The 23,261-nt window shown below is 69.2% G+C and carries 21 protein-coding genes; 16 read left to right on the top strand and 5 right to left on the bottom strand.

Annotated features, from left to right (window positions below; genetic code table 11):
* The first annotated feature begins 52 nt into the window (after positions 1–52).
* The 5 genes from ssb (at position 53) to ACPCHZ_RS16190 (ending at position 8,355) form a co-directional block, all read left to right on the top strand.
* A complete protein-coding gene (gene ssb, locus ACPCHZ_RS16210) occupies positions 53–553 on the top strand; it encodes a single-stranded DNA-binding protein (protein WP_423485657.1) in 501 nt (166 codons plus the stop codon).
* Positions 554–619: 66 nt separating this feature from the next.
* The gene (gene ettA / locus ACPCHZ_RS16205) at positions 620–2,293 is read left to right on the top strand and encodes an energy-dependent translational throttle protein EttA (RefSeq protein ID WP_423485656.1); all 1,674 of its coding nucleotides are present in this window, start codon (positions 620–622) and stop codon (positions 2,291–2,293) included.
* 133 nt (positions 2,294–2,426) lie between these two features.
* Complete coding sequence (locus tag ACPCHZ_RS16200; RefSeq protein WP_423485655.1) at positions 2,427–7,286, top strand: NAD-glutamate dehydrogenase; 4,860 nt, start codon at positions 2,427–2,429, stop codon at positions 7,284–7,286.
* Positions 7,283–7,699 (top strand): acyl-CoA thioesterase, encoded by a 417-nt coding sequence (locus tag ACPCHZ_RS16195; protein ID WP_364984707.1) that lies wholly within the window; start codon positions 7,283–7,285, stop codon positions 7,697–7,699. The genes ACPCHZ_RS16200 and ACPCHZ_RS16195 overlap by 4 nt, the downstream gene beginning before the upstream one ends.
* Positions 7,696–8,355, top strand: coding sequence for a hypothetical protein (locus ACPCHZ_RS16190; RefSeq protein WP_423485654.1), 660 nt, complete (start codon positions 7,696–7,698; stop codon positions 8,353–8,355). Before ACPCHZ_RS16195 ends, ACPCHZ_RS16190 begins: the two co-directional genes overlap by 4 nt.
* An 18-nt stretch (positions 8,356–8,373) precedes the next feature.
* Here the strand turns inward: ACPCHZ_RS16190 and ACPCHZ_RS16185 are convergent, their stop codons facing one another.
* The gene (locus ACPCHZ_RS16185; RefSeq protein WP_423485653.1) at positions 8,374–9,957 is read right to left on the bottom strand and encodes a glycoside hydrolase family 13 protein; all 1,584 of its coding nucleotides are present in this window, start codon (positions 9,955–9,957) and stop codon (positions 8,374–8,376) included.
* Between the two features lie 34 nt (positions 9,958–9,991).
* Positions 9,992–10,387: a globin gene (locus tag ACPCHZ_RS16180; protein WP_423485652.1), complete on the bottom strand. Its 396-nt coding sequence runs from the start codon at positions 10,385–10,387 to the stop codon at positions 9,992–9,994.
* Between the two features lie 140 nt (positions 10,388–10,527).
* Here ACPCHZ_RS16180 and ACPCHZ_RS16175 point away from each other — a divergent pair, with 140 nt between their 5' ends.
* The 4 genes from ACPCHZ_RS16175 to ACPCHZ_RS16160 all read left to right on the top strand — a co-directional run bounded on the left by ACPCHZ_RS16175 (position 10,528) and on the right by ACPCHZ_RS16160 (position 12,861).
* Complete coding sequence (locus ACPCHZ_RS16175) at positions 10,528–11,184, top strand: HNH endonuclease (protein ID WP_423485651.1); 657 nt, start codon at positions 10,528–10,530, stop codon at positions 11,182–11,184.
* Positions 11,185–11,224: 40 nt separating this feature from the next.
* A complete protein-coding gene (locus ACPCHZ_RS16170) occupies positions 11,225–11,440 on the top strand; it encodes a hypothetical protein (RefSeq protein ID WP_364984836.1) in 216 nt (71 codons plus the stop codon).
* Positions 11,427–11,900, top strand: coding sequence for a DUF5130 domain-containing protein (locus ACPCHZ_RS16165; RefSeq protein ID WP_423485650.1), 474 nt, complete (start codon positions 11,427–11,429; stop codon positions 11,898–11,900). The genes ACPCHZ_RS16170 and ACPCHZ_RS16165 overlap by 14 nt, the downstream gene beginning before the upstream one ends.
* A 151-nt stretch (positions 11,901–12,051) precedes the next feature.
* Positions 12,052–12,861 carry a DUF1206 domain-containing protein gene (locus ACPCHZ_RS16160; protein WP_423485649.1) on the top strand — a complete coding sequence of 270 codons (810 nt, stop codon included), beginning with the start codon at positions 12,052–12,054 and terminating at the stop codon, positions 12,859–12,861.
* A 2-nt stretch (positions 12,862–12,863) separates the two neighbouring features.
* Here ACPCHZ_RS16160 and pepN read toward each other — a convergent pair whose 3' ends face one another.
* Both pepN and ACPCHZ_RS16150 read right to left on the bottom strand, forming a co-directional pair.
* Positions 12,864–15,449: an aminopeptidase N gene (gene pepN / locus ACPCHZ_RS16155; RefSeq protein ID WP_423485648.1), complete on the bottom strand. Its 2,586-nt coding sequence runs from the start codon at positions 15,447–15,449 to the stop codon at positions 12,864–12,866.
* Positions 15,450–15,522: 73 nt separating this feature from the next.
* A complete protein-coding gene (locus tag ACPCHZ_RS16150) occupies positions 15,523–15,894 on the bottom strand; it encodes a DUF732 domain-containing protein (RefSeq protein ID WP_423485647.1) in 372 nt (123 codons plus the stop codon).
* Between the two features lie 235 nt (positions 15,895–16,129).
* Between ACPCHZ_RS16150 and ACPCHZ_RS16145 the strand changes: the two genes are divergently transcribed.
* Complete coding sequence (locus ACPCHZ_RS16145; protein WP_423485646.1) at positions 16,130–16,738, top strand: DsbA family protein; 609 nt, start codon at positions 16,130–16,132, stop codon at positions 16,736–16,738.
* A gap of 3 nt (positions 16,739–16,741) precedes the next feature.
* Here the strand turns inward: ACPCHZ_RS16145 and ACPCHZ_RS16140 are convergent, their stop codons facing one another.
* The gene (locus ACPCHZ_RS16140) at positions 16,742–17,230 is read right to left on the bottom strand and encodes a glycine-rich domain-containing protein (RefSeq protein WP_423485645.1); all 489 of its coding nucleotides are present in this window, start codon (positions 17,228–17,230) and stop codon (positions 16,742–16,744) included.
* A gap of 160 nt (positions 17,231–17,390) precedes the next feature.
* Here ACPCHZ_RS16140 and ACPCHZ_RS16135 point away from each other — a divergent pair, with 160 nt between their 5' ends.
* The 6 genes from ACPCHZ_RS16135 to ACPCHZ_RS16110 are packed head-to-tail and all read left to right on the top strand — an operon-like array spanning position 17,391 to position 23,253.
* Positions 17,391–18,803, top strand: coding sequence for a purine-cytosine permease family protein (locus ACPCHZ_RS16135; protein ID WP_423485644.1), 1,413 nt, complete (start codon positions 17,391–17,393; stop codon positions 18,801–18,803).
* The gene (locus tag ACPCHZ_RS16130; RefSeq protein ID WP_423485643.1) at positions 18,800–19,249 is read left to right on the top strand and encodes a nucleoside deaminase; all 450 of its coding nucleotides are present in this window, start codon (positions 18,800–18,802) and stop codon (positions 19,247–19,249) included. The genes ACPCHZ_RS16135 and ACPCHZ_RS16130 overlap by 4 nt, the downstream gene beginning before the upstream one ends.
* Entirely contained in the window at positions 19,246–20,205 is a 960-nt protein-coding gene (locus tag ACPCHZ_RS16125; protein ID WP_423485642.1) for an isopenicillin N synthase family dioxygenase, read from the top strand. The genes ACPCHZ_RS16130 and ACPCHZ_RS16125 overlap by 4 nt, the downstream gene beginning before the upstream one ends.
* A 26-nt stretch (positions 20,206–20,231) precedes the next feature.
* The gene (locus ACPCHZ_RS16120; protein WP_423485641.1) at positions 20,232–20,711 is read left to right on the top strand and encodes a ribose-5-phosphate isomerase; all 480 of its coding nucleotides are present in this window, start codon (positions 20,232–20,234) and stop codon (positions 20,709–20,711) included.
* 2 nt (positions 20,712–20,713) lie between these two features.
* Entirely contained in the window at positions 20,714–21,520 is an 807-nt protein-coding gene (locus tag ACPCHZ_RS16115; protein ID WP_423485640.1) for an Fpg/Nei family DNA glycosylase, read from the top strand.
* A gap of 44 nt (positions 21,521–21,564) precedes the next feature.
* Positions 21,565–23,253, top strand: a complete 1,689-nt coding sequence (locus ACPCHZ_RS16110; protein WP_423485639.1) for a cation:proton antiporter — start codon at positions 21,565–21,567, stop codon at positions 23,251–23,253.
* The last annotated feature ends 8 nt before the right edge of the window (positions 23,254–23,261 follow it).

Raw genomic sequence — 23,261 nt, 5'->3', positions numbered from 1 at the left:
AGCGGCGACGCACAGGTGCCCGCCGCACCAGTGGAGCGAAAGGACACATCGAATGTTCGAGACACCGATCACCGTCGTCGGCAACATCGTCACCAACCCGGTCCGGCACCGGGCCGGTGAGCAGGAGGTCATCCGGTTCCGGGTGGCCAGCAACTCGCGCAGGCGTACCGCCGGGGGCGAGTGGGAGCCGGGCAACTCGCTGTTCGTCAGCGTCAGCTGCTGGGGCAAGCTGGTGACCGGCGTCGGCGCCGCCCTCGGGAAGGGAGACGCCGTCATCGTTGTTGGACAGGTGTACACCAGCGAGTACGAGGACAAAGAAGGTGTGCGCCGGACCTCGACCGAAGTGCGCGCCACCTCGGTGGGGCCCGATCTGTCCCGGTGCATCGCGCGGATCGAGAGCCGACGGCACCCCGACACCACGACCGACGACCAGCCGGCGCCCGCCGCTGACGGTGACATCGCCGACAACGACACCGCCGACAGCGACATCACCGACAGCGACCCGGCCGGCACCGCGGCAGACGACTCCGACCCGCTGCCACTGACCGCCTAGCGCCATCCGGCCACGCCTAGGATGGTCCGCGAGCATCACCCGCCAACCGAAAGGCACAACCCCGGCATGGCCGAATTCATCTACACGATGCGGAAGGTCCGCAAGGCGCACGGCGACAAGGTGATCCTTGACGACGTCAACCTGAACTTCCTCCCGGGAGCCAAGATCGGCGTCGTCGGCCCGAACGGGGCCGGCAAGTCGAGCGTCTTGCGGATCATGGCCGGCCTCGACCAGGCCAACAACGGCGACGCCTACCTGGCGCCCGGCGCGTCGGTCGGCATCCTGATGCAGGAGCCGCAGCTCGACGAGGACAAGACCGTCCGCGAGAACGTCGAGGCCGGCGTCGCGATCAAGGGCAAGCTCAACCGGTACAACGAGGTGGCCGAGCTGATGGCCACCGACTACACCGACGAGCTCATGGAGGAGATGGGCACGCTGCAGGAGGAGCTCGACGCGGCCGACGCGTGGGACATCGACTCGCAGCTCGAGCAGGCGATGGACGCACTGCGCTGCCCGCCGCCCGACGAGCCCGTCACGCACCTCTCCGGTGGCGAGCGCCGCCGCGTGGCCCTGTGCCGGCTGCTGCTGTCCAAGCCGGACCTGCTGCTGCTCGACGAGCCCACCAACCACCTGGACGCCGAGAGCGTGCTCTGGCTCGAACACCACCTCGCCGACTACAAGGGCGCCATCCTCGCGGTCACCCACGACCGGTACTTCCTCGACAACGTCGCCGAGTGGATCCTCGAGCTCGACCGCGGCCACGCGTACCCGTACGAGGGCAACTACTCGACCTACCTGGAGAAGAAGGCCGAGCGCATCGCCGTTTCGGGGCGCAAGGACGCCAAGCTGCACAAGCGGCTGCAGGAGGAGCTCGCCTGGGTGCGGTCGGGTGCCAAGGCCCGTCAGGCCAAGAACAAGGCCCGCCTGCAGCGCTACGAGGAGATGGCCGCCGAGGCGGAGAAGACGCGCAAGCTCGACTTCGAGGAGATCCAGATCCCGACCCCGCCCCGGCTGGGCAACGTGGTCGTGGAGGTCGAGCACCTCGACAAGGGCTTCGAGGGTCGCACGCTGATCAAGGACCTGTCCTTCTCGCTTCCACGCAACGGCATCGTCGGGGTCATCGGGCCCAACGGCGTCGGCAAGACGACCCTGTTCAAGACCATCGTCGGCCTCGAGCAACCCGACAGCGGCATTGTGAAGGTCGGGGAGACGGTCAAGCTGAGCTACGTCGACCAGAACCGATCGCAGATCGATCCCAAGAAGAACGTCTGGGAGGTGGTCTCCGACGGCCTCGACTACATCGAGGTCGGGCAGAACGAGGTGCCGTCGCGGGCCTACGTGTCGGCGTTCGGGTTCAAGGGACCCGACCAGCAGAAGCCGGCGGGCGTCTTGTCCGGCGGTGAACGCAACCGGCTGAACCTGGCGCTCACCCTCAAGGTCGGCGGCAATCTGATCCTGCTCGACGAGCCCACCAACGACCTCGACGTCGAGACCCTGAGCTCGCTGGAGAACGCGCTGCAGAACTTCCCGGGCTGCGCCGTGGTGATCTCTCACGATCGCTGGTTCCTCGACCGCACCTGCACGCACATCCTGGCGTGGGAGGGCGACGACGACAACGAGGCCAAGTGGTTCTGGTTCGAGGGCAACTTCGGCGGCTACGAGGAGAACAAGATCGAGCGGATGGGTGCGGAGGCGGCGCGGCCGCACCGGGTGACCCACCGCCGGCTGACACGCGACTGATCGCACCGTGCGGGGCCGCGGGCACCCGGGGGGGCGACTTCCCGGTGGGGCAGGAGCGCAGCGACCGGGGGCGGACTAAGGTCGCTCGTGCGTGCCAGTGCCGGCGCGCACGTGTGAGTCAGGAGTGATCCGCATGACGGGACGTGGCGCCGCGCAGGACGAGCAGCCCGCAACGGCGACACCCGATCCCGACACGGCGAAGCGGTTGGCCGGCGCGTTCGTCGCCGCCTTCCGCGGGATTCACGACGAGTCGTCCGAACCCGGCGCCGACGACCCGGCCTCCGCGGAACAGGCGGTGTCCCCGGAACTGGTGGACTCGCACTACCGGCTCGGCCTGCGCCGTTCACCGGGCGAGACGCTCGTGGCCACCCATCCCGTCGCCGACGACGCCGGCGTCGGCCCGGCTCTGCAGATCGTCACCGAAAACGCTCCGCTGCTGATGGATTCGGTGACCGTGCTGCTGCACCGCCTCGGCGTGGCCTACCGCGCGATCATGAATCCGGTGTTCCAGGTGCGCCGCGACGCGGACGGACAGCTCGAGGACATCGCGCCGGCCGACGAGGACGCCGGCGAGGACGCATCGGACACCGAAGGCCTCGAGGCGTGGGTGCACATCGCGCTCAGCGGGGATACCGACCGCGACGCGCTCGCCGAGGCTCAGCGGCTGCTGCCCGACATCCTGGCCGACGCCCGGCAGGTCGCTCTCGACGCGGACGCGATGGTGGCCGCGCTGAACGGCCTGGCCGACGAGGTGGAGGACGACTCCGGCGGCCGGTTCCCCGGCGCGGAGCGCAAGGACGTCGCCGCGCTGATGCGCTGGCTGGCCGACGGGCACTTCGTTCTGCTGGGGTGCCAGCGCTGCCCGGTGACCGACGGCCAGGCGTCCGTCGACCCCGACAGCAGGCTCGGCGTGCTGCGGCGGCGGACCGACGTGCTGCCGCAACTCGCCGCCGCCGACGACCTGTTGGTGTTGGCGCAGGCCACCATCCCCAGTTATCTGCGTTACGGCGCCTACCCCTACATCGTGGTCGTGCGCGAACGGGACGGCTCCGGCGGTGACACCCACACGGTCGAGCATCGATTCGTCGGCCTGTTCACCGTCGCCGCGCTCAACGCCAACGTGACCGAGATCCCGCTGGCGTGCCGGCGGGTGAACGAGGCGCTGGCGCTGGCCAAACGCGACCCCGGCCATCCGGGTCAGCTGCTGCTCGACGTCATCCAGACCGTGCCCCGCCCCGAACTCCTGACGCTGAGCGCCCAGGAACTGCTCGACATGGCGATGGCGGTGGTGGAACTGGGTTCGCGCCGTCGTGCGCTGCTGTTCCTGCGGGCCGACCACCTCGCCCATTTCGTGTCGTGCCTGGTGTACCTGCCACGTGACCGCTACACCACGGCGGTCCGGCTGGAGATGCAGGCCATCCTGGTTCGCGAACTGGGCGGTGAGAGCATCGACTACACCGCGAGGGTGAGCGAGTCACCGTGGGCGGTCGTGCACTTCAGCGTCCGGCTGCCGCATTCGGCGCAACCCGCCCGCGTCGACACCTCGCCCGAGAACGAGAGCCGGATCCAGGACCTGCTGACCGAGGCGGCGCGCACCTGGGCCGACCGGTTGACGGGCGCTGTACGCAGCGGGTCCATCGATCAGGGCACCGCCGAGCATTACGCGGCGGCGTTCACCGAGGACTACAAGCAGGCCGTCGACCCGCTGGACGCGATCGACGACATCGCGATCATCGAGGAACTCGACGACGATTCGGTCAAGCTGGTGTTCGCCGAGGGCGGCGAGGACCGGGTGGGACAGCTCACCTGGTATCTGGGCGGCCGGTCGGCGTCGTTGAGCCAGTTGCTGCCGATGCTCCAGTCGATGGGCGTGGTGGTGCTCGAGGAGCGGCCGTTCACGGTGAAACGTGCCGACGGCCTCGCCGTGTGGATCTACCAGTTCCGGGTGACGCCGCACCGCAGCATCCCCGATGCGCCCGGGGGCGCCGAGCAGGAAGCGATGGAGGCCCGTTTCGCCGACGCCGTCACCGCGATCTGGCACGGCCGCATGGAGGTCGACCGCTTCAACGAGCTGGTGCTGCGCGCCCCCCTGACCTGGCAGCAGGTGGTCATCCTGCGGGCGTACGCGAAATACCTGCGGCAGGCCGGATTCCCGTACAGCCAGTCCCACATCGAGTCGGTGATCAACGACAACGCCGGCACCGCACGCTCACTCGTCACGTTGTTCGAGGCGCTGTTCAATCCCGCCGAAGGGCAGGACGGCTCGAACAAGCGCCGCGACGCACAGAAGGCGGCGGCGGCCGTCACCGCCGACATCGACGCGCTGGTCAGCCTCGACACCGACCGCGTGCTGCGGGCGTTCGCGTCGATGATCGAAGCGACGCTGCGCACCAACTACTTCGTCACCGCGGCGGAGTCGGCGCGCGCGCAGAACGTGCTGGCGGTCAAGCTGAATCCACGCCTGATCGACGAATTGCCGCTGCCCAGACCGAAATTCGAGATCTTTGTGTACTCACCCCGGGTGGAGGGCGTGCACCTGCGGTTCGGGCACGTCGCGCGCGGCGGTCTGCGCTGGTCGGACCGGCGGGAGGACTTCCGCACCGAGATCCTCGGCCTGGTCAAGGCGCAGGCGGTGAAGAACGCCGTCATCGTCCCGGTCGGCGCCAAGGGCGGTTTCGTCGTCAAGCAGCCGCCGGACCTGACCGGTGACGCCGCCGCCGACCGGGACGCGCAGCGCAACGAGGGCATCGCCTGCTACCGGCTGTTCATCAGCGGACTGCTCGACGTCACCGACAACGTCGACAAGGCCAGCGGCCAGGTGGTCACCCCGCCCGAGGTCATCCGACGCGACGGAGACGACGCCTACCTGGTGGTGGCCGCCGACAAGGGCACCGCCACCTTCTCCGACATCGCCAACGAGGTCGCAGGCTCCTACGACTTCTGGCTGGGCGACGCCTTCGCCTCCGGCGGGTCGGTGGGCTACGACCACAAGGCGATGGGCATCACCGCCAAGGGCGCGTGGGAGTCGGTCAAACGGCACTTCCGCGAGATGGGGGTCGACACCCAGAGCGAGGACTTCACCGTCGTCGGTGTCGGCGACATGAGTGGAGACGTGTTCGGCAACGGCATGCTGCTGTCGAAGCACATCCGGCTGCTCGCGGCGTTCGACCACCGGCACGTGTTCCTCGATCCGGACCCGGACGCGGCGTCGTCGTTCGACGAACGCAAGCGGTTGTTCGACCTGCCGCGCTCGTCGTGGGAGGACTACGACACCTCACTGCTGAGCGAGGGCGGCGGTGTCTATCAGCGACAGCAGAAGTCGATACCGGTCAGCCCGCAGGTGCGGGCCGCTCTCGGCATCGAGGGTGACGCCGAGGAGATGTCGCCGCCCGAGCTGATCAAGGCGATCCTCAGGGCCCCGGTCGACCTGCTGTTCAACGGCGGCATCGGCACCTACGTCAAGGCCGAGACCGAGGCCGACTCCAACGTCGGCGACCGGGCCAACGACCCGGTGCGGGTCAACGGGAACCAGGTGCGCGCCAAGGTGATCGGCGAGGGCGGCAACCTCGGGGTGACCTCGCTGGGACGCATCGAATACGACCTCGCCGGCGGGCGGATCAACACCGATGCGCTGGACAACTCCGCCGGTGTCGACTGCTCGGACCACGAGGTCAACATCAAGATCCTGATCGACTCGCTGGTCACCGCGGGCAAGGTCGACCCCGCCGACCGCACCGATCTGCTGCTGTCGATGACCGACGAGGTCGGTCGGCTGGTGCTGGCGGACAACGAGGACCAGAACGATCTGATGGGCACCAGCCGCGCCAACGCCGCCAGCCTGCTGCCCGTGCACGCCCGGATGATCAAGGAGTTCGTCGCCGACAAGGGGCTCAACCGCGAACTGGAGGCGCTGCCGTCGGAGAAGGAGATCCGCAGGCGGCTGGAGGCCGGGATCGGCCTGACCTCACCGGAACTCGCCACCCTGATGGCACACGTCAAGCTGGCGCTCAAGGACGACCTGCTGGCCGGCGACCTGCCCGACCAGGAGGTCTTCGCGTCGAGGCTGCCGACGTACTTCCCGACGACGCTGCGGGAGCGCTACGGCGCCGACATCCGCAACCACGAACTGCGCCGCGAGATCGTCACCACGATGCTCGTCAACGATCTCGTCGACACCAGCGGCATCACCTACGCCTACCGCATCACCGAGGACGCCGGGGTCGGGCCGACCGACGCGGTGCGCAGTTTCGTCGCCACCAACCAGATCTTCCGGATCGGCGAGGTGTGGCGGCAGATCCGCGCCACCGACCTGCCGGTCTCGGTGTCCGACCGGATGACGCTCGATCTGCGCCGGCTCGTCGACCGCGCAGGCCGGTGGCTGCTCAACTACCGCCCGCAGCCGCTGGCGGTCGGCGCGGAGATCAACCGGTTCGCCAAGAAGGTCGAGTCGCTCACGCCGCGCATGCGGGAGTGGCTGCGCGGCGACGACGAGGCCATCGTCGACAAGGAGGCCGCCGACTTCTGCCGCAACGGCGCCTCGGAGGACCTGGCCTACATCGTGGCCAGCGGGCTGTACCAGTTCAGCCTGCTCGACATCATCGACATCGCCGACATCGCCGACCGTGAACCCGCCGAGGTCGCCGACACTTATTTCGCCCTGATGGACCACCTCAACACCGACGCACTGCTCACCGCCGTCTCGCAGCTGCCGCGCGGCGACCGCTGGCATTCGTTGGCGCGGTTGGCGATCCGGGACGACCTCTACGGTTCGCTGCGGGCGTTGTGCTTCGACGTGCTCGCCGTCGGCGAGGTCGAGGAGAACGGCGAGGAGAAGATCGCCGAGTGGGAGGCGACGAACAGTTCGCGGGTGGCGCGGGCGCGGCGCACGCTCACCGAGATCTACGAGGACGACGAGCGCGATCTGGCCACGCTGTCGGTGGCGGCCCGCCAGATCCGCAGCATGACTCGCACGAGCGGAACAGGAGCCGGATGACGGCCGTAGGGTTCACCGCACCGGTGCATGTGCGCTGGTCGGACATCGACATGTACCAGCACATCAACCATGCCACCATGGTCACCCTGCTGGAGGAGGCGCGGATCCCCTTCCTGCGCGAGCCTTTCGGCGACAACATCACGACGATCGGACTGCTGATCGCCGACGTGAACATCGCCTACAAGGCCCAGTTGCGGCTGATCGACTCGCCGCTGCAGGTGACGATGTGGTCGAAACGCGTTCGGGCGGTGGACTTCACCGTGGGCTACGAGGTCCGCTCCGTCGGCGCCGCGCCCGACTCCAAGCCGGCGGTGATCGCCGACACCCAGCTCGCTGCCGTGCACATCCAGGAGCAACGGCTCGAGCGCCTGACCGGCGCGCAGAGGGATTACCTGCAACGCTATCTGCGATGACTGTGCAGGAACGCGGCATCTGGCTCCATGACGCCCGGCACCGCGACGACCTCGCCATCTTCGTCGACCGTGCGCTGCGCCTCGACGAAGCCGCCGTCATCCGGTTGCGGGAACGCTCGCAGGATCACATCGTCGCCTGGGTGGCAACCGGTTTCGACGTGCTGGCCAGCCGGGTGGTCGCCGGCCGGACACGGCCCGCAGACCTCAGTGCGGGCGCCGACGCGCTCGCTCACGGGTTGAGTGCGGCGGGCGCCGACGGGTTCGTCGACACCGGGTTCCCGATGGACTCGGCGTGGCGGGGCGGGCTGCCGCCCGACAGCGGCTTCGTCCATCTCGACGACGTCCCCGCCCGCGCGGTGCTCGAGTTGGCGGCACGCGGAGCCGAACTCGCCAAGGAGCACAGCGGCGCCCACGGCCCGCCTGCCTCGCTGCTCGACCAGGAGGTGGTGGCGGTCAGTTCGGCCGACGACAGTGTCGGCATCCCGATGCGGTGCGTGTTCGCCCTGACGGCAATGGGATTCCTGCCACCGTCGGGGGAGGCGGTGGCCGCCGACGAGATCGTCCGGGTCCGCGCGCTGCCGACGTGGCTGCGCATCGACGCCCGGTACGGATCGGTCTACCGCCGCCGCGGCGATCCCGCCCTCGTCCTGCGCTGAGCGCTCGGCAGGAAGAACTCAGACCAGCCAGGCCGCCGCGTCGGGCGGCAGCGCACCGGCCACGAGCGGTGCGCTCGCGAACAGCAGCTCACCGTCGGGCAACGCCGTCGGCTCCGCGCCGGCGTTGAGGACGCAGCGCAGGCCGCCCGGCAACCGGAACGCCAGGGTGTCGGGCGCCGACTCCAGCCACTCGACCGACCAGCCGTCGAATTCGGTCCTCTCGTTCCGCAATCGGAGGGCCGCGGTGAAGAACGCCAACGTCGACTCGTCGTCGGCGGACTGCTTCTCCACCGTGAGCTCCGACCATTCCGGCGGGATGGGCAGCCATGTGTCGGCCGACTCGGAGAACCCGAACGGCGGCGCCTCACCCGACCACGGCATGGGCACGCGGCAGCCGTCACGGCCGCGTTCGGTGCCGCCGGAACGTAGCCACACGGGATCCTGCAGCACCTCGTCGGGCAGCTCGACGTTGGGCAGGCCCAGCTCCTCGCCGTTGTAGACGAACACCGCGCCGGGCAGCGCCAGCATCACCAGCGCCATGGCCTTCGCCCGCGCCAGCCCGACCGGGCCGCCGCCGTAGCGGGTGACCTCGCGGTCGACGTCGTGATTGGACAGCGTCCAGGTCGGCGTCGCGTTCTGCAGTGCCACCGCGGCCAGCGAGTTCTCGATCGCGTCGCGGATCTCGGCGGCGTCGAACTCCGCGCGCACCAGCCGGAAGTTGAAGCCCAGGTGCAGCTCGTCGGGCCGCAGGTAGGCGGCGAACTCGGCGTTGTCGTACACCCAGACCTCGCCGACGGCGACCGCGTCCCGGTACTCGTCGAGGACCGCCCGGATGCCGCGGTGGATGTCGTGCACACCGGAGTGGTTGAAGCGCGGATCGCGCTCGGTGTCGGAGAGCAGCTTGTTCTCGGCGCTCGTCATGTCGGGCAGGTCGGCCGGTTTGGACATGCCGTGTGCGACGTCGATGCGGAACCCGTCGACACCGCGTTCGAGCCAGAATCGCAGCGTCTTCTCCAGGTCGTCGAACACCTCGGGGTTGTCCCAGTTGAGGTCGGGCTGTTCGGCGTCGAACAAGTGCAGATACCACTGACCCGGATTGCCGTCGGCCTCGACCACCCGGGTCCACGCCGGACCGCCGAACACCGACACCCAGTTGTTGGGCGGGTGCAGGCCGTCCTGGCCGCTGCCGTCGCGGAACAGGTAGCGGGCCCGCTGCTCGCTGCCGGGACTCGACGCCAGCGCGGCCTGGAACCACGGGTGCGCCGAGCTGGTGTGGTTGGGCACCAGGTCCATGGTGACCTTGATGCCGCGGCTGTGCGCCGCCTCGACCAGCCGGTCCAGTGCGTCGATGCCGCCGAAGAGCGGGTCGACGTCGCGGGGGTCGGCGACGTCGTAGCCGTGGTCGGCCATGGGGGAGACGGTGACCGGGTTCAGCCAGATCGCATCGACGCCGAGGCGCTGCAGATGGTCGAGTCGAGCGGTGACCCCGTCCAGGTCGCCGATGCCGTCGCCGTCGCTGTCGGCGAACGACCGCGGATACACCTGATAGAACACCGCTCGGGACCACCAGGGCCGTTGCTCGGTCGCCGCACTCTCGGTCATTGCATCAATTGTGCCGACGTCGCGCCGGTGCCGCTCAGAACGACGAGTTGACCATGCTCTGCGCCGCCATCTCCAGGTAGGCCAGCAGCTCCCCGCGGTGGGTGTCGTCGAGGGTGTTCGAGTCGATCTCCGCGACGGCGGTGTGCATGCAGCGCAGCCAGGCGTCGCGTTCGATGAACCCGATCCGGAACGGCGCGTGCCGCATCCGCAGCCGCGGGTGGCCGCGCTGGTCGGAGTACGTCCGGGGGCCGCCCCAGTACTGCTCGAGGAACATCCGCAGCCGCACCTCGGCGGCGTCGAGCTCGTCCTCGGGGTAGAGCGGGCGCAGGATCTCGTCGTCGCGGACCAGCTCGTAGAACCGCCGCACCAGGGCGTGGAAGGTCTCGTGGCCACCGACTTCGTCGTAGAACGAGCGTTGTGGTTGCGTCACGCGTCCATTGTGGCCCCTGGCCTGTTTGAGCCGGTCAGCCGGTGATGTCACCCGGAATTCACCGGACTGACCTGCGAACACTCGCAGAATTGTCGTGCGATCGGCGACGATCCATGGTGGACTATCTCCTCGGAGGACGAATGGCGCAGCGCAAGAAAAGCCGCGGTCACCGGAGTCCCGGAACCGCGGCGGGTCCCACAGGGTCCGCGACCACGACTGCGCCGACGCGCGCCCTGCACAGTGTCGAGACCTCCGCTCCCGTCGTCCGCGAAGCCTCGGTGTGGGGCCGCCGCCGGGTACTGCTGCTGAACTCGACCTACGAGCCGCTGACCGCCCTGCCCATGCGCCGGGCGGTGATCATGCTGATGTGCGGCAAGGCCGACGTGGTCCACGACGACCCCTCCGGGCCGGTGATCCACTCGGCCACCCGCACCATCGTGGTGCCCTCGGTGATCCGGTTGCGCAGCTTCGTACGGGTGCCGTACCGCGCCCGCATCCCGATGACCCGGGCGGCGCTGATGCACCGTGACCGCTTCCGCTGCGCCTACTGCGGCGCGAAGGCCGACACCGTCGACCACGTGATCCCGCGCAGCCGCGGCGGCGACCACTCCTGGGAGAACTGCGTGGCGGCCTGTTCGGAGTGCAATCACCGCAAGGCCGACCATCTGCTCACCGAACTGGGCTGGAGCCTGAGGTCGACGCCGCTGCCGCCGAAGGGTCAGCACTGGCGTCTGCTGTCGTCGGTGAAGGAACTCGATCCGGCGTGGATGCGATACCTGGGTGAGGGCGCGGCCTGAAGCCGGTGTGGGATACGGTTTGCTCGTGAGCACACCGCTGATGCACTCTCTGTTCGTCCTGGTGCCGGTGGGACTGACCGCCGTGCTGGCCCTGCTGATCTGGCGCGGCAAGGGTCCTCACCCGGCGACATACAAGATGTCCGAGCCGTGGACGCATGCGCCGATCCTGTGGGCGGCCGAAGAACCTGCCGACCACGGACACGGTGGACACGGCGATCACCTGACGGTAGGAGGCGGCGCAAGTGGCAAGTGGTGAGATCGCGCCCGTCACGCGCGGTGAACTCGACCTTCCCCACGGCTGGGCGCTGACCTCGAGCGGACGCCTGTCCGGGGTGACCGAGCCCGGTGAGCTGTCGGTGCACTACCCGTTCCCGTTGAAGGACCTGGTGGTGCTCGACGACGCCCTGAAGTACGGCTCGCGGGCGGCCAAGGCGCGTTTCGCGGTCTACATCGGCGATCTCGGCGCGGACACCGCGGCGACGGCGCGCGAACTCCTGGCGAAGGTGCCGACGCCCGACAACGCCGTGCTGCTGGCCGTCTCGCCGGATCAGCACGCCATCGAGGTGGTGTACGGCTCGAAGGTCAAGGGCCGCGGCATCGAGGGCGCCGCGCCGCTCGGAGTGTCCGCCGCCGCGGCGTCGTTCAAGGACGGCAACCTGATTGACGGCCTGATCAGCGCGGTGCGCGTGCTGACGGCCGGCGTCTCGCCCCGCTGACCTGCCGCCGCCTCTCCCGCGAGCGTGCGTGTCTGAGTAGGACACGCCGTGGAGAAGCAGCAGAACGCGCACGCTCACCGGCTGTTTTCGCGCTGGCCGCAACGGGTATCGCTGGCCCGCGGGCGCGTGCGCTGCCGCGGAGAGGTGATCGATGCGGCGAGGTTCGGTGGTCCACAGGGCCACCCGCCATGACGGGCTGCAGACCGCGGCCCGGTCGGGGTATGTCGTCAGCGGACTGCTGCACCTGCTGATCGCCTACGTCATCGTGCGGATCGCCCTCGGCCACCGCGGCGACGCCGACCCCTCGGGCGCGCTGGCGACGGTCGCGGAGACCCGCGGCGGTGCGATCGCGCTGTGGGTCATCGTGGTGGCGCTGGTGCCGCTGATGATGTGGCGGCTCGCCGAGTCGCTGATCGGCCTGCACCCCGCCGAGAGTCACGACCCCGATCGTGACGACGCGGGAAAGCTGAACCGGCTGAAAGCTTTCGGGCTGCTGCTCGTCTACTGCGGCGTCATGGTCACCGCTGTCCGGTTCGCCGCAGGCGACCGCGAGTCGAGCCGCGACCAGAACACCGGCATCAGTTCCCGCCTGATGCACACCGTGCCGGGCCAGACCGCGCTGATCGTGACCGGCATCGTCGTCGCCGTCATCGGCGGCTACTACGCCTACAAGGGCGCATCGCGGCGCTTCCTCGCCGACCTGACCGGTCCCGTCAGCCCGCTGATCGTCGTCCTCGGCCTGTGCGGCTATGTCGCCGAGGGAATTGTCCTCGCCATCGCGGGGGTGCTGCTGGTGGTCGCCGCCGTCGACGCCGACCCCTCGAAGGCGGCCGGGCTCGATGCCGCGGTCAAGGCGCTGGGTGCGACGCAGGCCGGCACGATGCTGCTCATCGGCGCGGCCGTCGGCTTCGGCGCGTACGGGCTGTACAGCCTGACGCTCACCCGCTATTCACGGATGTAGCGTCAGCCGACGTCGAACCGCCTGGCCCGCAGGGCACGCTCGACACCGGCACGGCCTTCGATCACCAGCCGGCGCAGCGCGGGCGGCACGTCCCCGGCGAGGAACCGGTCGGCCGCGTCGATCGCCTCCTGACTGATGTCCGACGCCGGATACAGCCCGACGACCACGGTCTGGGCGACCTCGCTGGACCGCCGCTCCCACACCCCGGAGATCGCGTCGAAGTAGCGCTGCGTGAACGGCGCCAGCAGTTCCCGCTGGCCGGGCCGCACGAAGCCGCCGATGATGGCGCGGGCGGTGATGTTGGCCAGCGTGTCGTCCTCGACCACCTGTTGCCAAGCAGCGTCCTTCACGGCGGTCTGCGGACGGGCCGCAGCTGCCGCGGCGGCGTTGCGCCTGCCCGCGGCGGTCGGGTCGTTCTCGGCCTCGGCGTCGATGAACGGGGTCTCCACGCCGTCGGCGTCCAGATCGCCGCTGGCGGCCAGCGCGGTGACGATCCGCCAACGCAGATCGGTGTCGATGACCAGGCCCGGCAGGTTGACCGCTGCGGGCTCGTTGTCGAGCAGTGTGGCCAGCACGGCGACGTGGTTGCGCGACAGCACCGACGCGCACAGCGCGTTCACGAACGCCAGCTGGTGGTCCGACCCCGGAGCCGACTCACGCGCCAGGTCCAGCAGCCGGTCGCCGAAGGCGGGCCACCCGTCGGCGCTCGCCCACGCCGGGTCGGCGTAGGAGTTCAGCGCCGTCTGCGCCTGCAGCACCAGACGCTGGGCCACGCCCACCTCGGATTCGGCGTGCAGGCCGCTCATCACCAGGGCGACGAAGTCGCGGGCCTTCAGCTCGGCTTCGCGGGTCATCTCCCATGCGGCCGACCACGCCAGGGTGCGCGGCAGCGGTTCGCCGATGTCGGCGATGCGGGTGAGCACGGTCTGCAACGAATCCGGGTCGAGCCGCAGCGAGCAGTAGGTCAGGTCGTCGTCGTTGACGACGATCAGCTTGCCCCGCGAAACGCCCTGCAGCGCAGGTACGTCCGTCGTCGGACCCTCGATGTCGAGTTCCTCGCGGTGCACCCGCACCAGCTTGCCGGTGACCTCGTCATCGTCGTACACACCGACCGCGAGCCGGTGCACGCGGGTCTCGCCGGCGCCCGGAGCGGCGCCGCTCTGGTCGATGGCGAAGCGGGTGAAGCGTCCGTCGGCGTCGAGGTCGAAGTCGGCTCGTAGCGTGTTGAGCCCAGTGGTCTTGAGCCACTGCCTGCCCCAGCCGGACAGGTCACGGCCCGACGACTTCTCCAGCGCGCCCAGCAGATCGCCGAACGTGGCGTTGCCGAACGCGTGATCGCGGAAGTAGTCACGCAGGCCGGCGAGGAAGGATTCCAGCCCGACGTAGGCGACGAGCTGCTTGAGCACGCTGGCGCCCTTGGCGTAAGTGATGCCGTCGAAGTTGACCTCGACCGCGTGCAGATCGGGGATGTCGGCGGCGACCGGATGCGTCGAGGGCAACTGGTCCTGCCGGTAGGCCCAGGACTTCTCGACGTTGGCGAACGTCGTCCACGCCTCGGTGAATTCGGTGGCCTCGGCCTGGCACAGCACGGAGGCGAACGTCGCGAAGGACTCGTTGAGCCACAGGTCGTCCCACCACTGCATGGTCACCAGGTCGCCGAACCACATGTGCGCCATCTCGTGCAGCACCGTCTCGCAGCGCCGTTCGTAAGACGCGCGGGTGACCTTACTGCGGAACACGTAGTCCTCGAGGAACGTCACCGCGCCGGCGTTCTCCATCGCGCCCGCGTTGAACTCCGGCACGAAGAGCTGGTCGTACTTGCCGAAGGCATAGGGCACGCCGAAGTTGCGGTGGTAGAAGCCGAACCCCTGCTTGGTCTGGGTGAACAGCCGCTCGGCGTCCATGAACTCGCCGAGTGACCGCCGGCAGAACAGTCCGAGCGGGATCTCGCCGTGCTCGTCGCGGTAGAGGTCGTCCCAGCGGGCGTACGGCCCGGCGATCAACGCCACCAGGTAGGTGCTCATCCGCGGCGTCGTCACGTAGCTGTGCGTCTTCGACGCGCCGTCGTCGCGGGTGGCCTCCAGGGCGCCGTTCGACACCACCTCCCAGTGCGCCGGTGCGGTCACCGTGACGTCGAAGGTGGCCTTGAGGTCGGGCTGGTCGAAGCACGCGAACATCCGCTTCGCGTCGGCGGTCTCGAACTGCGAGTACAGGTACACCTCGCCGTCCACCGGATCGACGAAACGGTGCAGGCCCTCACCGGTGTTGGAGTAGCGGCAGTCGGCGTCGACCACCACGACGTTGTGCTCGGCCAGCCCCGTCAGCGCGATGCCGGTGGACTCGTCGTAGCCCGAGACGTCGAGGTCCCGGCCGTTGAGGGTGGCGCCGCGGACCGTGTCGGCGGCCAGGTCGAGGTAGGTGTCGGCGCCGGCCAGCGCGTCGAACTCGACGGTGGTCACCGAGCGGAAGGTGCGCTCGCCGGGTTTGCCGTCACCGTCGGTGAGGTCGAGGGCGATGCGGTAGGAGTTCACCGTGACGAGGGCGGCGCGCTCGGCGGCCTGATCGCGGGTCAGATTGGGGAGTGCCACGACCGCCAACCCTAGTGTGCGCGGCGACGGAGGGTCGGGGCAGAGCGCTTGGCAGGGTCAGCGCGCGGTGGCCTCACCGCAGACCGGTGTTCCCCAACCAGCCGAGGAAGCTGCCGGTGCCCACCTTCGACATCATCGACGGGCAGTACATCTGGATGGCGATGCCTGCGAAGAACGCGGCCATTTCCGGTGGGACGCCGTCGTTGCGGACGACCGAGACCACCTTCGCGAAATTCTTGCCGGGTTCCACCAGCATCGGGCACACCCGCTTGCCGAGTTCGACGGTGTCGGCGGGGTTGCCGTGGCCCACTCCGGCGCGGTTGAGCGCGGTGAGGAAGGCGTCGTCGACCGGGTCGGCCGCGGCCGGCGGTGCGAACACGGCGGCTCCTGCGACCAGCGCGGAGGCGCCGAGCAGCGCCCAACGTCGATTGACTGCTGCCGGCATCGCTGCTCCTCGTCCTGGGGTGAGGAGTCCGGTCGAGGCCGCTCCGTGTACTCGAGCAACACTGGTTTACTTCAGTCACAACAACAACACGCTTCGGTCAAGATTCACCCGCCAATGCGCGTCGCCGTGGCCGGCGGACCGCAATGCATGCTGATCGCCGCCGAGGGGAACACCGGCGAGACGAGCTCAGTTGTGTTGAGCGGAGTGCACCCGTGAAAAACCGAGAGGACTGTCAATGGCCGGGAAAGATGTCGCTGGATTCTGGTTCGACCCGCTCTGCCCGTGGTGCTGGATCACCTCCCGCTGGATCCTCGAGGTCGAGAAGGTGCGTGACATCCAGGTCGACTTCCGGGTGATGAGCCTCGCCGTGCTCAACGAAGGGCGCGACCTGCCCGAGGAATACCTCGAGATGATGAAGAAGGCCTGGGGACCGGTTCGGGTGGCCATCGCCGCCGAGCAGCTCAAGGGACGCGAGATCCTGCGCCCGCTGTACACCGCGATGGGCACGCTGATCCACAACGAGGGCAACAAGGACTTCGACGACGTGATCGCCAAGTCGCTCGAGCAGGTCGGACTCCCGGCCGAGCTCGCCGAGGCCGCGAACAGCGAGGAGTACGACGAGGCGCTGCGCACCAGCCATCACGAGGGGATGGACGCCGTGGGCGAGGACGTCGGCACCCCGACCATCCACATCAACGGTGTCGCGTTCTTCGGTCCGGTGCTCTCCCGCATCCCGCGCGGTGAAGAGGCAGGCAAGTTGTGGGACGCGTCGGTGATCTTCGCGTCCTACCCGCACTTCTGGGAGCTCAAGCGCACCCGCACCGGGGCGCCGGAGTTCGACTGACCGTCAACGTAGCCCGGCGACGGCGGCCTCGATCTCGGTGACCCGGCCGGGGTCGAGGCCCCAGGGTTCGGACACGCCGACGCGGCGGTCCAGGTCCCACAGCACGCACTGTTCGCCGGGGTCGGCGACCATCGACCATGCGACGACGGTGCGGCGCAACTGATCGCCGAGTGAGTCGTGACGCGCATCCGGTGGGCCGCCGCCCTCGGGGTGGTGATGGAGGAAGCGGCCGTATGCCTCCTCGCAGAACGCCGAATACCTTGCGGTGCAGAGGATGAAGCCGTGCCACGCCTCGTCGGCAGCATGCGATGGCATACCGATCACCTGGTCGTCGCGCAACGCGGCGGCGCAACAGCGCAACCACTGCCGCAAACCCGTCTCGACCAATTCGCGGGGTTGCCACGGACAGGTCTTGAACACCGCCGGAGGCAGCTCGAGCCGGGCCACCGCACTGCGCGCCCGGGCCGTCGGGTCCACCCGTCGCCGCCGCATCTTCTCACTGTATGCGCAGGGCTTGTCGCGGCGTGATCGATATGGAGCCGGTTCGGCGGCGGCGGTGGCTGCGGGGGCTGCTGACCCCGCACCGATCTCAATTGTTTCGATTGCGTTTACTCCGGTTGCGGTCCAACGCATCCGACCCCACCGTTGACCGATGACAGTCGCCGAACCCGCCGACACCCTCGAACAGTCCGACGGCACCTACCGTGACCGGGTGGTGGCCGTCGAACCCGGCGGCAACGAGGCCATCGCCGATGCCGATCGGCACGGCAAGCCCAGCCAGTTGTTCTGGACCTGGGCGTCGCCGAATCTCGAGTTCGCGACGGTGTTCGTCGGCGTGCTCGCCGTCGCCGCATACGGCATGACGTTCTGGCAGGCGGTCGCCGGTCTCGCCCTCGGCACCGGCCTCGGCGCCGTCGCGCACTACTTCCTGTCCGCCCGCGGGCCGCTGCACGGGGTGCCGCAGATGGTGCTGGGCCGGTTGGCCTTCGGCTTCCGCGGCAACGCCATACCCGCGGTGCTGATGTCGATCACCGCAGGGGTGGGCTGGTTCGCCACCAACAGCGTCAGCGGCGCCTACGCGTTGTCCACCCTGTTCGGCTTCGGGCCCTTGGTGGGACTGGTCATCATCGTTCTGCTGCAGACCGGGCTGGCATTCTTCGGCCACAACCTGGTGCAGGCATTCGAACGCTGGACGTTCCCGCTGCTCGCGGTGATCTTCGCGGTCACCTCGGTGGTCATCTTCTGGCAGGCCGACCTCGGCGCACCCGCGGCCGCGGGCGGTGTCGGCGGCACGGGCGGCTTCCTGCTCACCGTCGGAACGGCTTTCGGCTATGCGGCGGGATGGACGCCGTACGCGGCCGATTACACGCGGTATCTGCCGGCGAGCGTATCGACCCGACGGACCGGGTCCTTCGCCTCCGCCGGGCTGTTCCTCGGGTGCATCGGGCTGATGAGCGTCGGCGCCGCCTCGGTCACCATCGGCGCCGGTGACGCACTGGGGGACCCCACCGCCTCCTTCACGGCCCCGCTCGCAGGATGGCTGGCCGGTGCCACGCTGCTGGCCATCGCGACCGGCGCGATCGCGGCGAACTCGATCAACGTCTATTCGGGCGCAATGGCTTTCGTGACCATCGGGATCAAGCTGCCGCCGCACATCGCCCGCGCGCTGGTGACGGTGTTCTTCGGCGTGGCCGGGTTCCTCGTCGCGTGGTGGGCACTGCCCGACGCGGCGCACAGCTACGAGGCGTTCCTGCTGATCATCGCCTACTGGATCGGCCCGTGGCTGGGAGTGGTGTTCGCCGACCAGTACCTGCGCCGCGGCCAGCGGGTGGCCGGATTCCTCTACGACCGTTCGTACACCAATTGGCCCGGCCTGCTGTCGTTCGGCATCGGACTCGTCGTGTCGGTGCTGCTGTTCTGCAACCAGCAGAAGTTCGTCGGCTTCGCCGCACGCGAGCTGCCCGCGCTCGGCGACGTCACGTTCTATGTCGGTTTCCTGCTGGCCGGCGGCTGCTATCTGCTGATGTGCCGCGCCCGTATCGCCGCGGAGCGTATCGCGGTATGACAGCACCGCAGGACATGCTGGAGGTCGCCTACCGTGAAGCGCGGCAGGGGCTTGCCGAGGGCGGGATCCCGATCGGTGCGGCGCTGTTCGGGGTGGACGGCACACTGCTGGGCAGCGGACACAACCGAAGGGTGCAGGAGGACGATCCCTCCATCCACGCCGAGACCGACGCCTTCCGGGCCGCGGGCCGACAGCGTGACTACCGGTCCACGGTGATGGTGACCACGCTGTCGCCGTGCTGGTACTGCAGCGGACTGGTACGGCAGTTCAACATAGGCGCGGTGCTGATCGGTGAAGCCCGCACGTTCTCCGGCGGCCACGGGTGGCTGGCCGAGTACGGTGTGTCGGTCACCGTCCTCGACGACGACCGCTGTGCGGACATGATGCGCGACTTCATCGCCGCCCAACCCGGTCTCTGGAATGAAGACATCGGAGTTGCGCAGTGAGTTCGATTGCCACCGTTGACCTCTCCCGCTGGCGCGCGGGCGGTTCGGGTGCCCGACGGGTGGCCGCCGACGTCGACGACAGCCTGCAGCGCGCCGGTTTCATCCTGGTCACCGGTCACGGCGTGGACGCCGCACTGGCGGCCCGCGTCCGTGCCGCCGCCCGCGCCTTCTTCGCCCAGCCGGTGACGGTCAAGCAGCGCTATGCGGTGCCGGTGGGCGGGCACGGCTGGATCGGCCCCGGCGCCGAGGCCAACGGCTACGCCGAGGGCACCGAGACGCCGCCGGACCTCAAGGAGAGCTTCAGCCTCGGCGCGGAGACGCGGACCGGCGATCCCGACGTCGATCGGATCTGGTTCGCGCCCAACGTCTGGCCGGCCGAGGTGGCCGCGCTGCGCGCCCTGGTGACCGCCTACACCGACGCGGTGCGGCGGGTGGCCGACGAGTTGCTCGCGTTGTTCGCCCACGCACTGAAGTTGCCGGACAACCCGTTCGCGATGCTGGCCGACCGGCCGACGTGGACGATGAACATCAACCACTACCCGCCGGTGAGCGTGGTCGGCGAGCCCGAGCCGGGCCAGTTCCGGATCGGTCCGCACACCGACTTCGGCACTGTCACCATCCTCGATCGCGAACCCGGTGCAGGCGGCCTGCAGATCTACTCGGAGGCCGACGGCTGGACCGACGCGCCCTACGACCCGGACGCGCTGACCGTCAACATCGGCGACCTGCTCGAGTACTGGAGCGGGCGGCGCTGGCCGTCGGGCCGGCACCGCGTCCTGCCGCCTCAACCGCACGCCCCCGAAGAGGACCTCGTCTCGCTGATCTACTTCTACGAGGCCAACCACGACGCCCGCGTGACGCCGCTCGCGCCACCGGTCGGGCGGGTGGCCGGGCTGGCACCGGTCACCTGCTCGGATTTCATCAAGGAGCGGCTGGACGCCATCACCGTGTCTTGACACCGGCGTCTGCCACAATGGCCGCCATGCGTGTCTACCTCGGTGCCGACCATGCCGGTTTCGAACTCAAGCAGGCGATCATCGAGCATTTGCAGGCCGGCGGTCACGAGCCCATCGACTGCGGCGCGCACAGCTACGACGCCGAGGACGACTACCCGGCGTTCTGCATCGCCGCCGCGCTGAAGACGCTGGCCGACCCGGAGAGCCTGGGCATCGTGCTCGGCGGCTCGGGCAACGGTGAGCAGATCGCGGCCAACAAGGTGCCCGGCATCCGTTGCGCCCTGGCGTGGAGCACCGAGACCGCATCGCTGGCCCGCCAGCACAACAACGCTCAGGTGATCGGCATCGGCGGTCGGATGCACACCCGCGAGGAGGCGCTCGCGATCGTCGACGCCTTCGTCACCACGCCGTGGTCGGAGGCCGATCGGCACCAGCGCCGCATCGACATCCTCTCCCGGTACGAGCAGACGCACGTCCCCCCGCCGGTGCCGGGGGCGCCGGAGTAGCGATGCCTGAGGGGCACACGCTGCACCGGCTGGCCCGGTTGCACCAGAAGCGCTACAAGGGCCGCCGCATGCGGGTGAGCAGCCCGCAGAGCAGGTTCGCCGACGGTGCCGCGATGGTGGACGGTCGCACTTTCACCGGTGCCACCGCCTGGGGCAAGCACCTGTTCCACCACTACGACGGCGGCCGCATCGTGCATGTCCACCTGGGGCTGTACGGCCGGTTCGACGACTTCACCCTCACCCCGGGCGACCCGCCGCCCGATCCGGTCGGCCAGGTGCGCATGCGCATCTTCAGCAGCGAGTACGGCGCCGATCTGCGCGGTCCGACGGCCTGCGAGGTGGTCGACGAGGCCCAGGTGTCCGACATCCTGGCGAGATTGGGGCCCGACCCGCTGCGCCGGGATGCCGATCCGAGCACCGCATGGGCACGGATCGCCAAGTCCCGTCGCCCCATCGGCGCGCTGCTGATGGATCAGACGGTGCTCGCCGGCGTCGGCAACGTCTACCGCAACGAGCTGCTGTACCGCCACCGCATCGATCCCTACCGCACCGGAATCGCCGTCGCCGCAGGTGAATTCGATGCGATGTGGGCCGATCTGGTGGACCTGATGAAGGTCGGTGTGCGGCGCGGCAGGATCATCACGCTGCGACCGGATGACGATCACGGTGCACCGTCTTACCGCAAGGGCAGACCGCGCACCTACGTCTACCGCCGGGCGCTCGAGCCGTGCCGGGTCTGCGACACCCCGATCCGCACTGCGGTGCTGGAGGGCCGCAATCTGTTCTGGTGCCCGCACTGCCAGCGCTGAGGGGTGAGCGGGCGCGGCGCCGCGTTTGACGAGAGAATCGGCGCGTGGAACTGATCCTGGTAGTCGTCGGCGCCATCGTGGTCACCGCCATAGCCCACCGACGCGGCCTGGAACCCGCGTTGATCATCGTCGTCATCGGCGGCGCGGTGTCCTTCCTGCCGGAGTTCGAGCCGCCCGAACTGGATTCGCACATCCTGCTCACAGTGGTACTGCCGCCGCTGCTCTACTCGGCGGCGCTGAACTTCTCCTTCCCGACGTTCCTGCGCAACATCCGCCCGATCCTCGGCCTGGGCGTCGGCCTGGTGGTGGTGTCCGCATTCGCGGTGGCGATGGTGTCCTCCTGGCTGGTGGTGGTACCGCTGACGTTCGCCACCGCGTTGGTGCTCGGCGCGATCGTCGCGCCGCCCGACGCCGTCACCGCCGTGGCGGTGGGACGCAAGCTCGGCCTGCCCAAGCGGGTGATGGCGATCCTGACCGGTGAGAGCCTGATCAACGACGCCGCGGCGCTGACGCTGTTCTCGATCGCGGTGGCGCAGGTCGCCGGCAGCCACACCTTCATCGAGAACCCGTTCCTGCTGTTCGGTTACAGCGCCCTGGTCGGACCGGTCGTCGGCGGCGTGCTCGGCTACGTCACGCTGTGGATCCGCCGCAGGCTGGCCAACCCGGGTCTGGAGACCGTGCAGGGTCTGGTGGTGCCGTTCGCGGCGTTCATCGCCGCCGAGGAACTGCACGCCTCGGGGGTGCTGGCCGTCGTCGTCGCCGGCTTCGTGGTCGGCAACGGCACCCTGGACGCGGGCTACCAGACGCGGCTGCAGGAGCGCTACGTGTGGAACTCGGTGGACGTGCTGCTGGAGGCGTTCGTGTTCGCCTACATCGGTCTGCATCTGCGGTTCGTGCTCGAGGATCTGCGCGAGGCGCACGAGTCGCTGGTCGAGGTGGCCGTCGCGTCGGTCATCGTGCTGCTGATCGTGCTGGTGATCCGGCCGCTGTCGGTGTTCGCGATCTTCGGCCGCAACAAGCTGTCGAGCCACGTCGGGAACCGGCTCAGCGTGCCCGCCCCGGTCGGTGGCCGCGGCGCACTCGGCACGCGGCAGCGCAAGAGGCCGCAGGCGGGTTGGCGTACCCGCATCGACCGCCGGTCGCTGACATGGCAGGAGAACGTCGTGGTGTCGTGGACCGGGATGCGCGGCGTCGTCACGCTGGCCGCCGCGGCCGCCATCCCGGCGACGACGGCGGCGGGCGACCCGTTCCCCGAGCGCGCCACCATCCAGGCGATCGCCTTCGTGGTCAGCGTCGGCACCCTGCTCATCCAGGGCTGGACGCTGCCGGTGCTCATCCGCAAGCTGGAGATCTCCCGGTTCTCCGACGACCACGCCGCCGACCGCGAAGAGGAGCTCAAGGCCGAACGCGTGGTCCACGATGCGCTGGACGCCGTGCTGGCCGAGTTCCGGGCCAACCCGCCGGAGAACATGGACCCGCGGGTGCTCGCCGAGATCCGCGCGGCCATCACGCGGCAGTCCGAGGAGATCGACGAGATGCCCGATCCCGAGGCGCCGACCAAGCGGGCGAAGGTCTACTCGGCGCTGTACCGTGACGTGCTCGCCGCGCAGCGGGCCGCGCTGATCACTGAACGTGATGAGGGGCGCATCGAGGACGAGGCCGTGCGCGCGATGCTCGAGCGGCTCGACTTACAGGAGGCCGGGGTCTCGGCGCGACTGGAGAGCCGCCTCTAGCGTTCGGC

The organism is Mycobacterium sp. NPDC050041, from assembly GCF_049541695.1.
Classification (GTDB): Bacteria; Actinomycetota; Actinomycetes; order Mycobacteriales; family Mycobacteriaceae; genus Mycobacterium.
The sequence above is the reverse complement of the archived record's forward strand: the minus strand, read 5'-3'. Positions and strand labels throughout refer to the sequence as shown.

What these genes read in the sequence shown, in the direction of transcription:
- ssb (WP_423485657.1), top strand. Translation starts at nt 53, where the DNA reads ATGTTCGAGACACCGATCACCGTCGTCGGCAACATCGTCACCAACCCG.
- ettA (WP_423485656.1), top strand. Translation starts at nt 620, where the DNA reads ATGGCCGAATTCATCTACACGATGCGGAAGGTCCGCAAGGCGCACGGC.
- ACPCHZ_RS16200 (WP_423485655.1), top strand. Translation starts at nt 2,427, where the DNA reads ATGACGGGACGTGGCGCCGCGCAGGACGAGCAGCCCGCAACGGCGACA.
- ACPCHZ_RS16195 (WP_364984707.1), top strand. Translation starts at nt 7,283, where the DNA reads ATGACGGCCGTAGGGTTCACCGCACCGGTGCATGTGCGCTGGTCGGAC.
- ACPCHZ_RS16190 (WP_423485654.1), top strand. Translation starts at nt 7,696, where the DNA reads ATGACTGTGCAGGAACGCGGCATCTGGCTCCATGACGCCCGGCACCGC.
- ACPCHZ_RS16185 (WP_423485653.1), bottom strand. Translation starts at nt 9,957, where the DNA reads ATGACCGAGAGTGCGGCGACCGAGCAACGGCCCTGGTGGTCCCGAGCG.
- ACPCHZ_RS16175 (WP_423485651.1), top strand. Translation starts at nt 10,528, where the DNA reads ATGGCGCAGCGCAAGAAAAGCCGCGGTCACCGGAGTCCCGGAACCGCG.
- ACPCHZ_RS16170 (WP_364984836.1), top strand. Translation starts at nt 11,225, where the DNA reads ATGCACTCTCTGTTCGTCCTGGTGCCGGTGGGACTGACCGCCGTGCTG.
- ACPCHZ_RS16160 (WP_423485649.1), top strand. Translation starts at nt 12,052, where the DNA reads ATGCGGCGAGGTTCGGTGGTCCACAGGGCCACCCGCCATGACGGGCTG.
- ACPCHZ_RS16150 (WP_423485647.1), bottom strand. Translation starts at nt 15,894, where the DNA reads ATGCCGGCAGCAGTCAATCGACGTTGGGCGCTGCTCGGCGCCTCCGCG.
- ACPCHZ_RS16145 (WP_423485646.1), top strand. Translation starts at nt 16,130, where the DNA reads ATGGCCGGGAAAGATGTCGCTGGATTCTGGTTCGACCCGCTCTGCCCG.
- ACPCHZ_RS16140 (WP_423485645.1), bottom strand. Translation starts at nt 17,230, where the DNA reads ATGCGGCGGCGACGGGTGGACCCGACGGCCCGGGCGCGCAGTGCGGTG.
- ACPCHZ_RS16135 (WP_423485644.1), top strand. Translation starts at nt 17,391, where the DNA reads ATGACAGTCGCCGAACCCGCCGACACCCTCGAACAGTCCGACGGCACC.
- ACPCHZ_RS16130 (WP_423485643.1), top strand. Translation starts at nt 18,800, where the DNA reads ATGACAGCACCGCAGGACATGCTGGAGGTCGCCTACCGTGAAGCGCGG.
- ACPCHZ_RS16120 (WP_423485641.1), top strand. Translation starts at nt 20,232, where the DNA reads ATGCGTGTCTACCTCGGTGCCGACCATGCCGGTTTCGAACTCAAGCAG.
- ACPCHZ_RS16115 (WP_423485640.1), top strand. Translation starts at nt 20,714, where the DNA reads ATGCCTGAGGGGCACACGCTGCACCGGCTGGCCCGGTTGCACCAGAAG.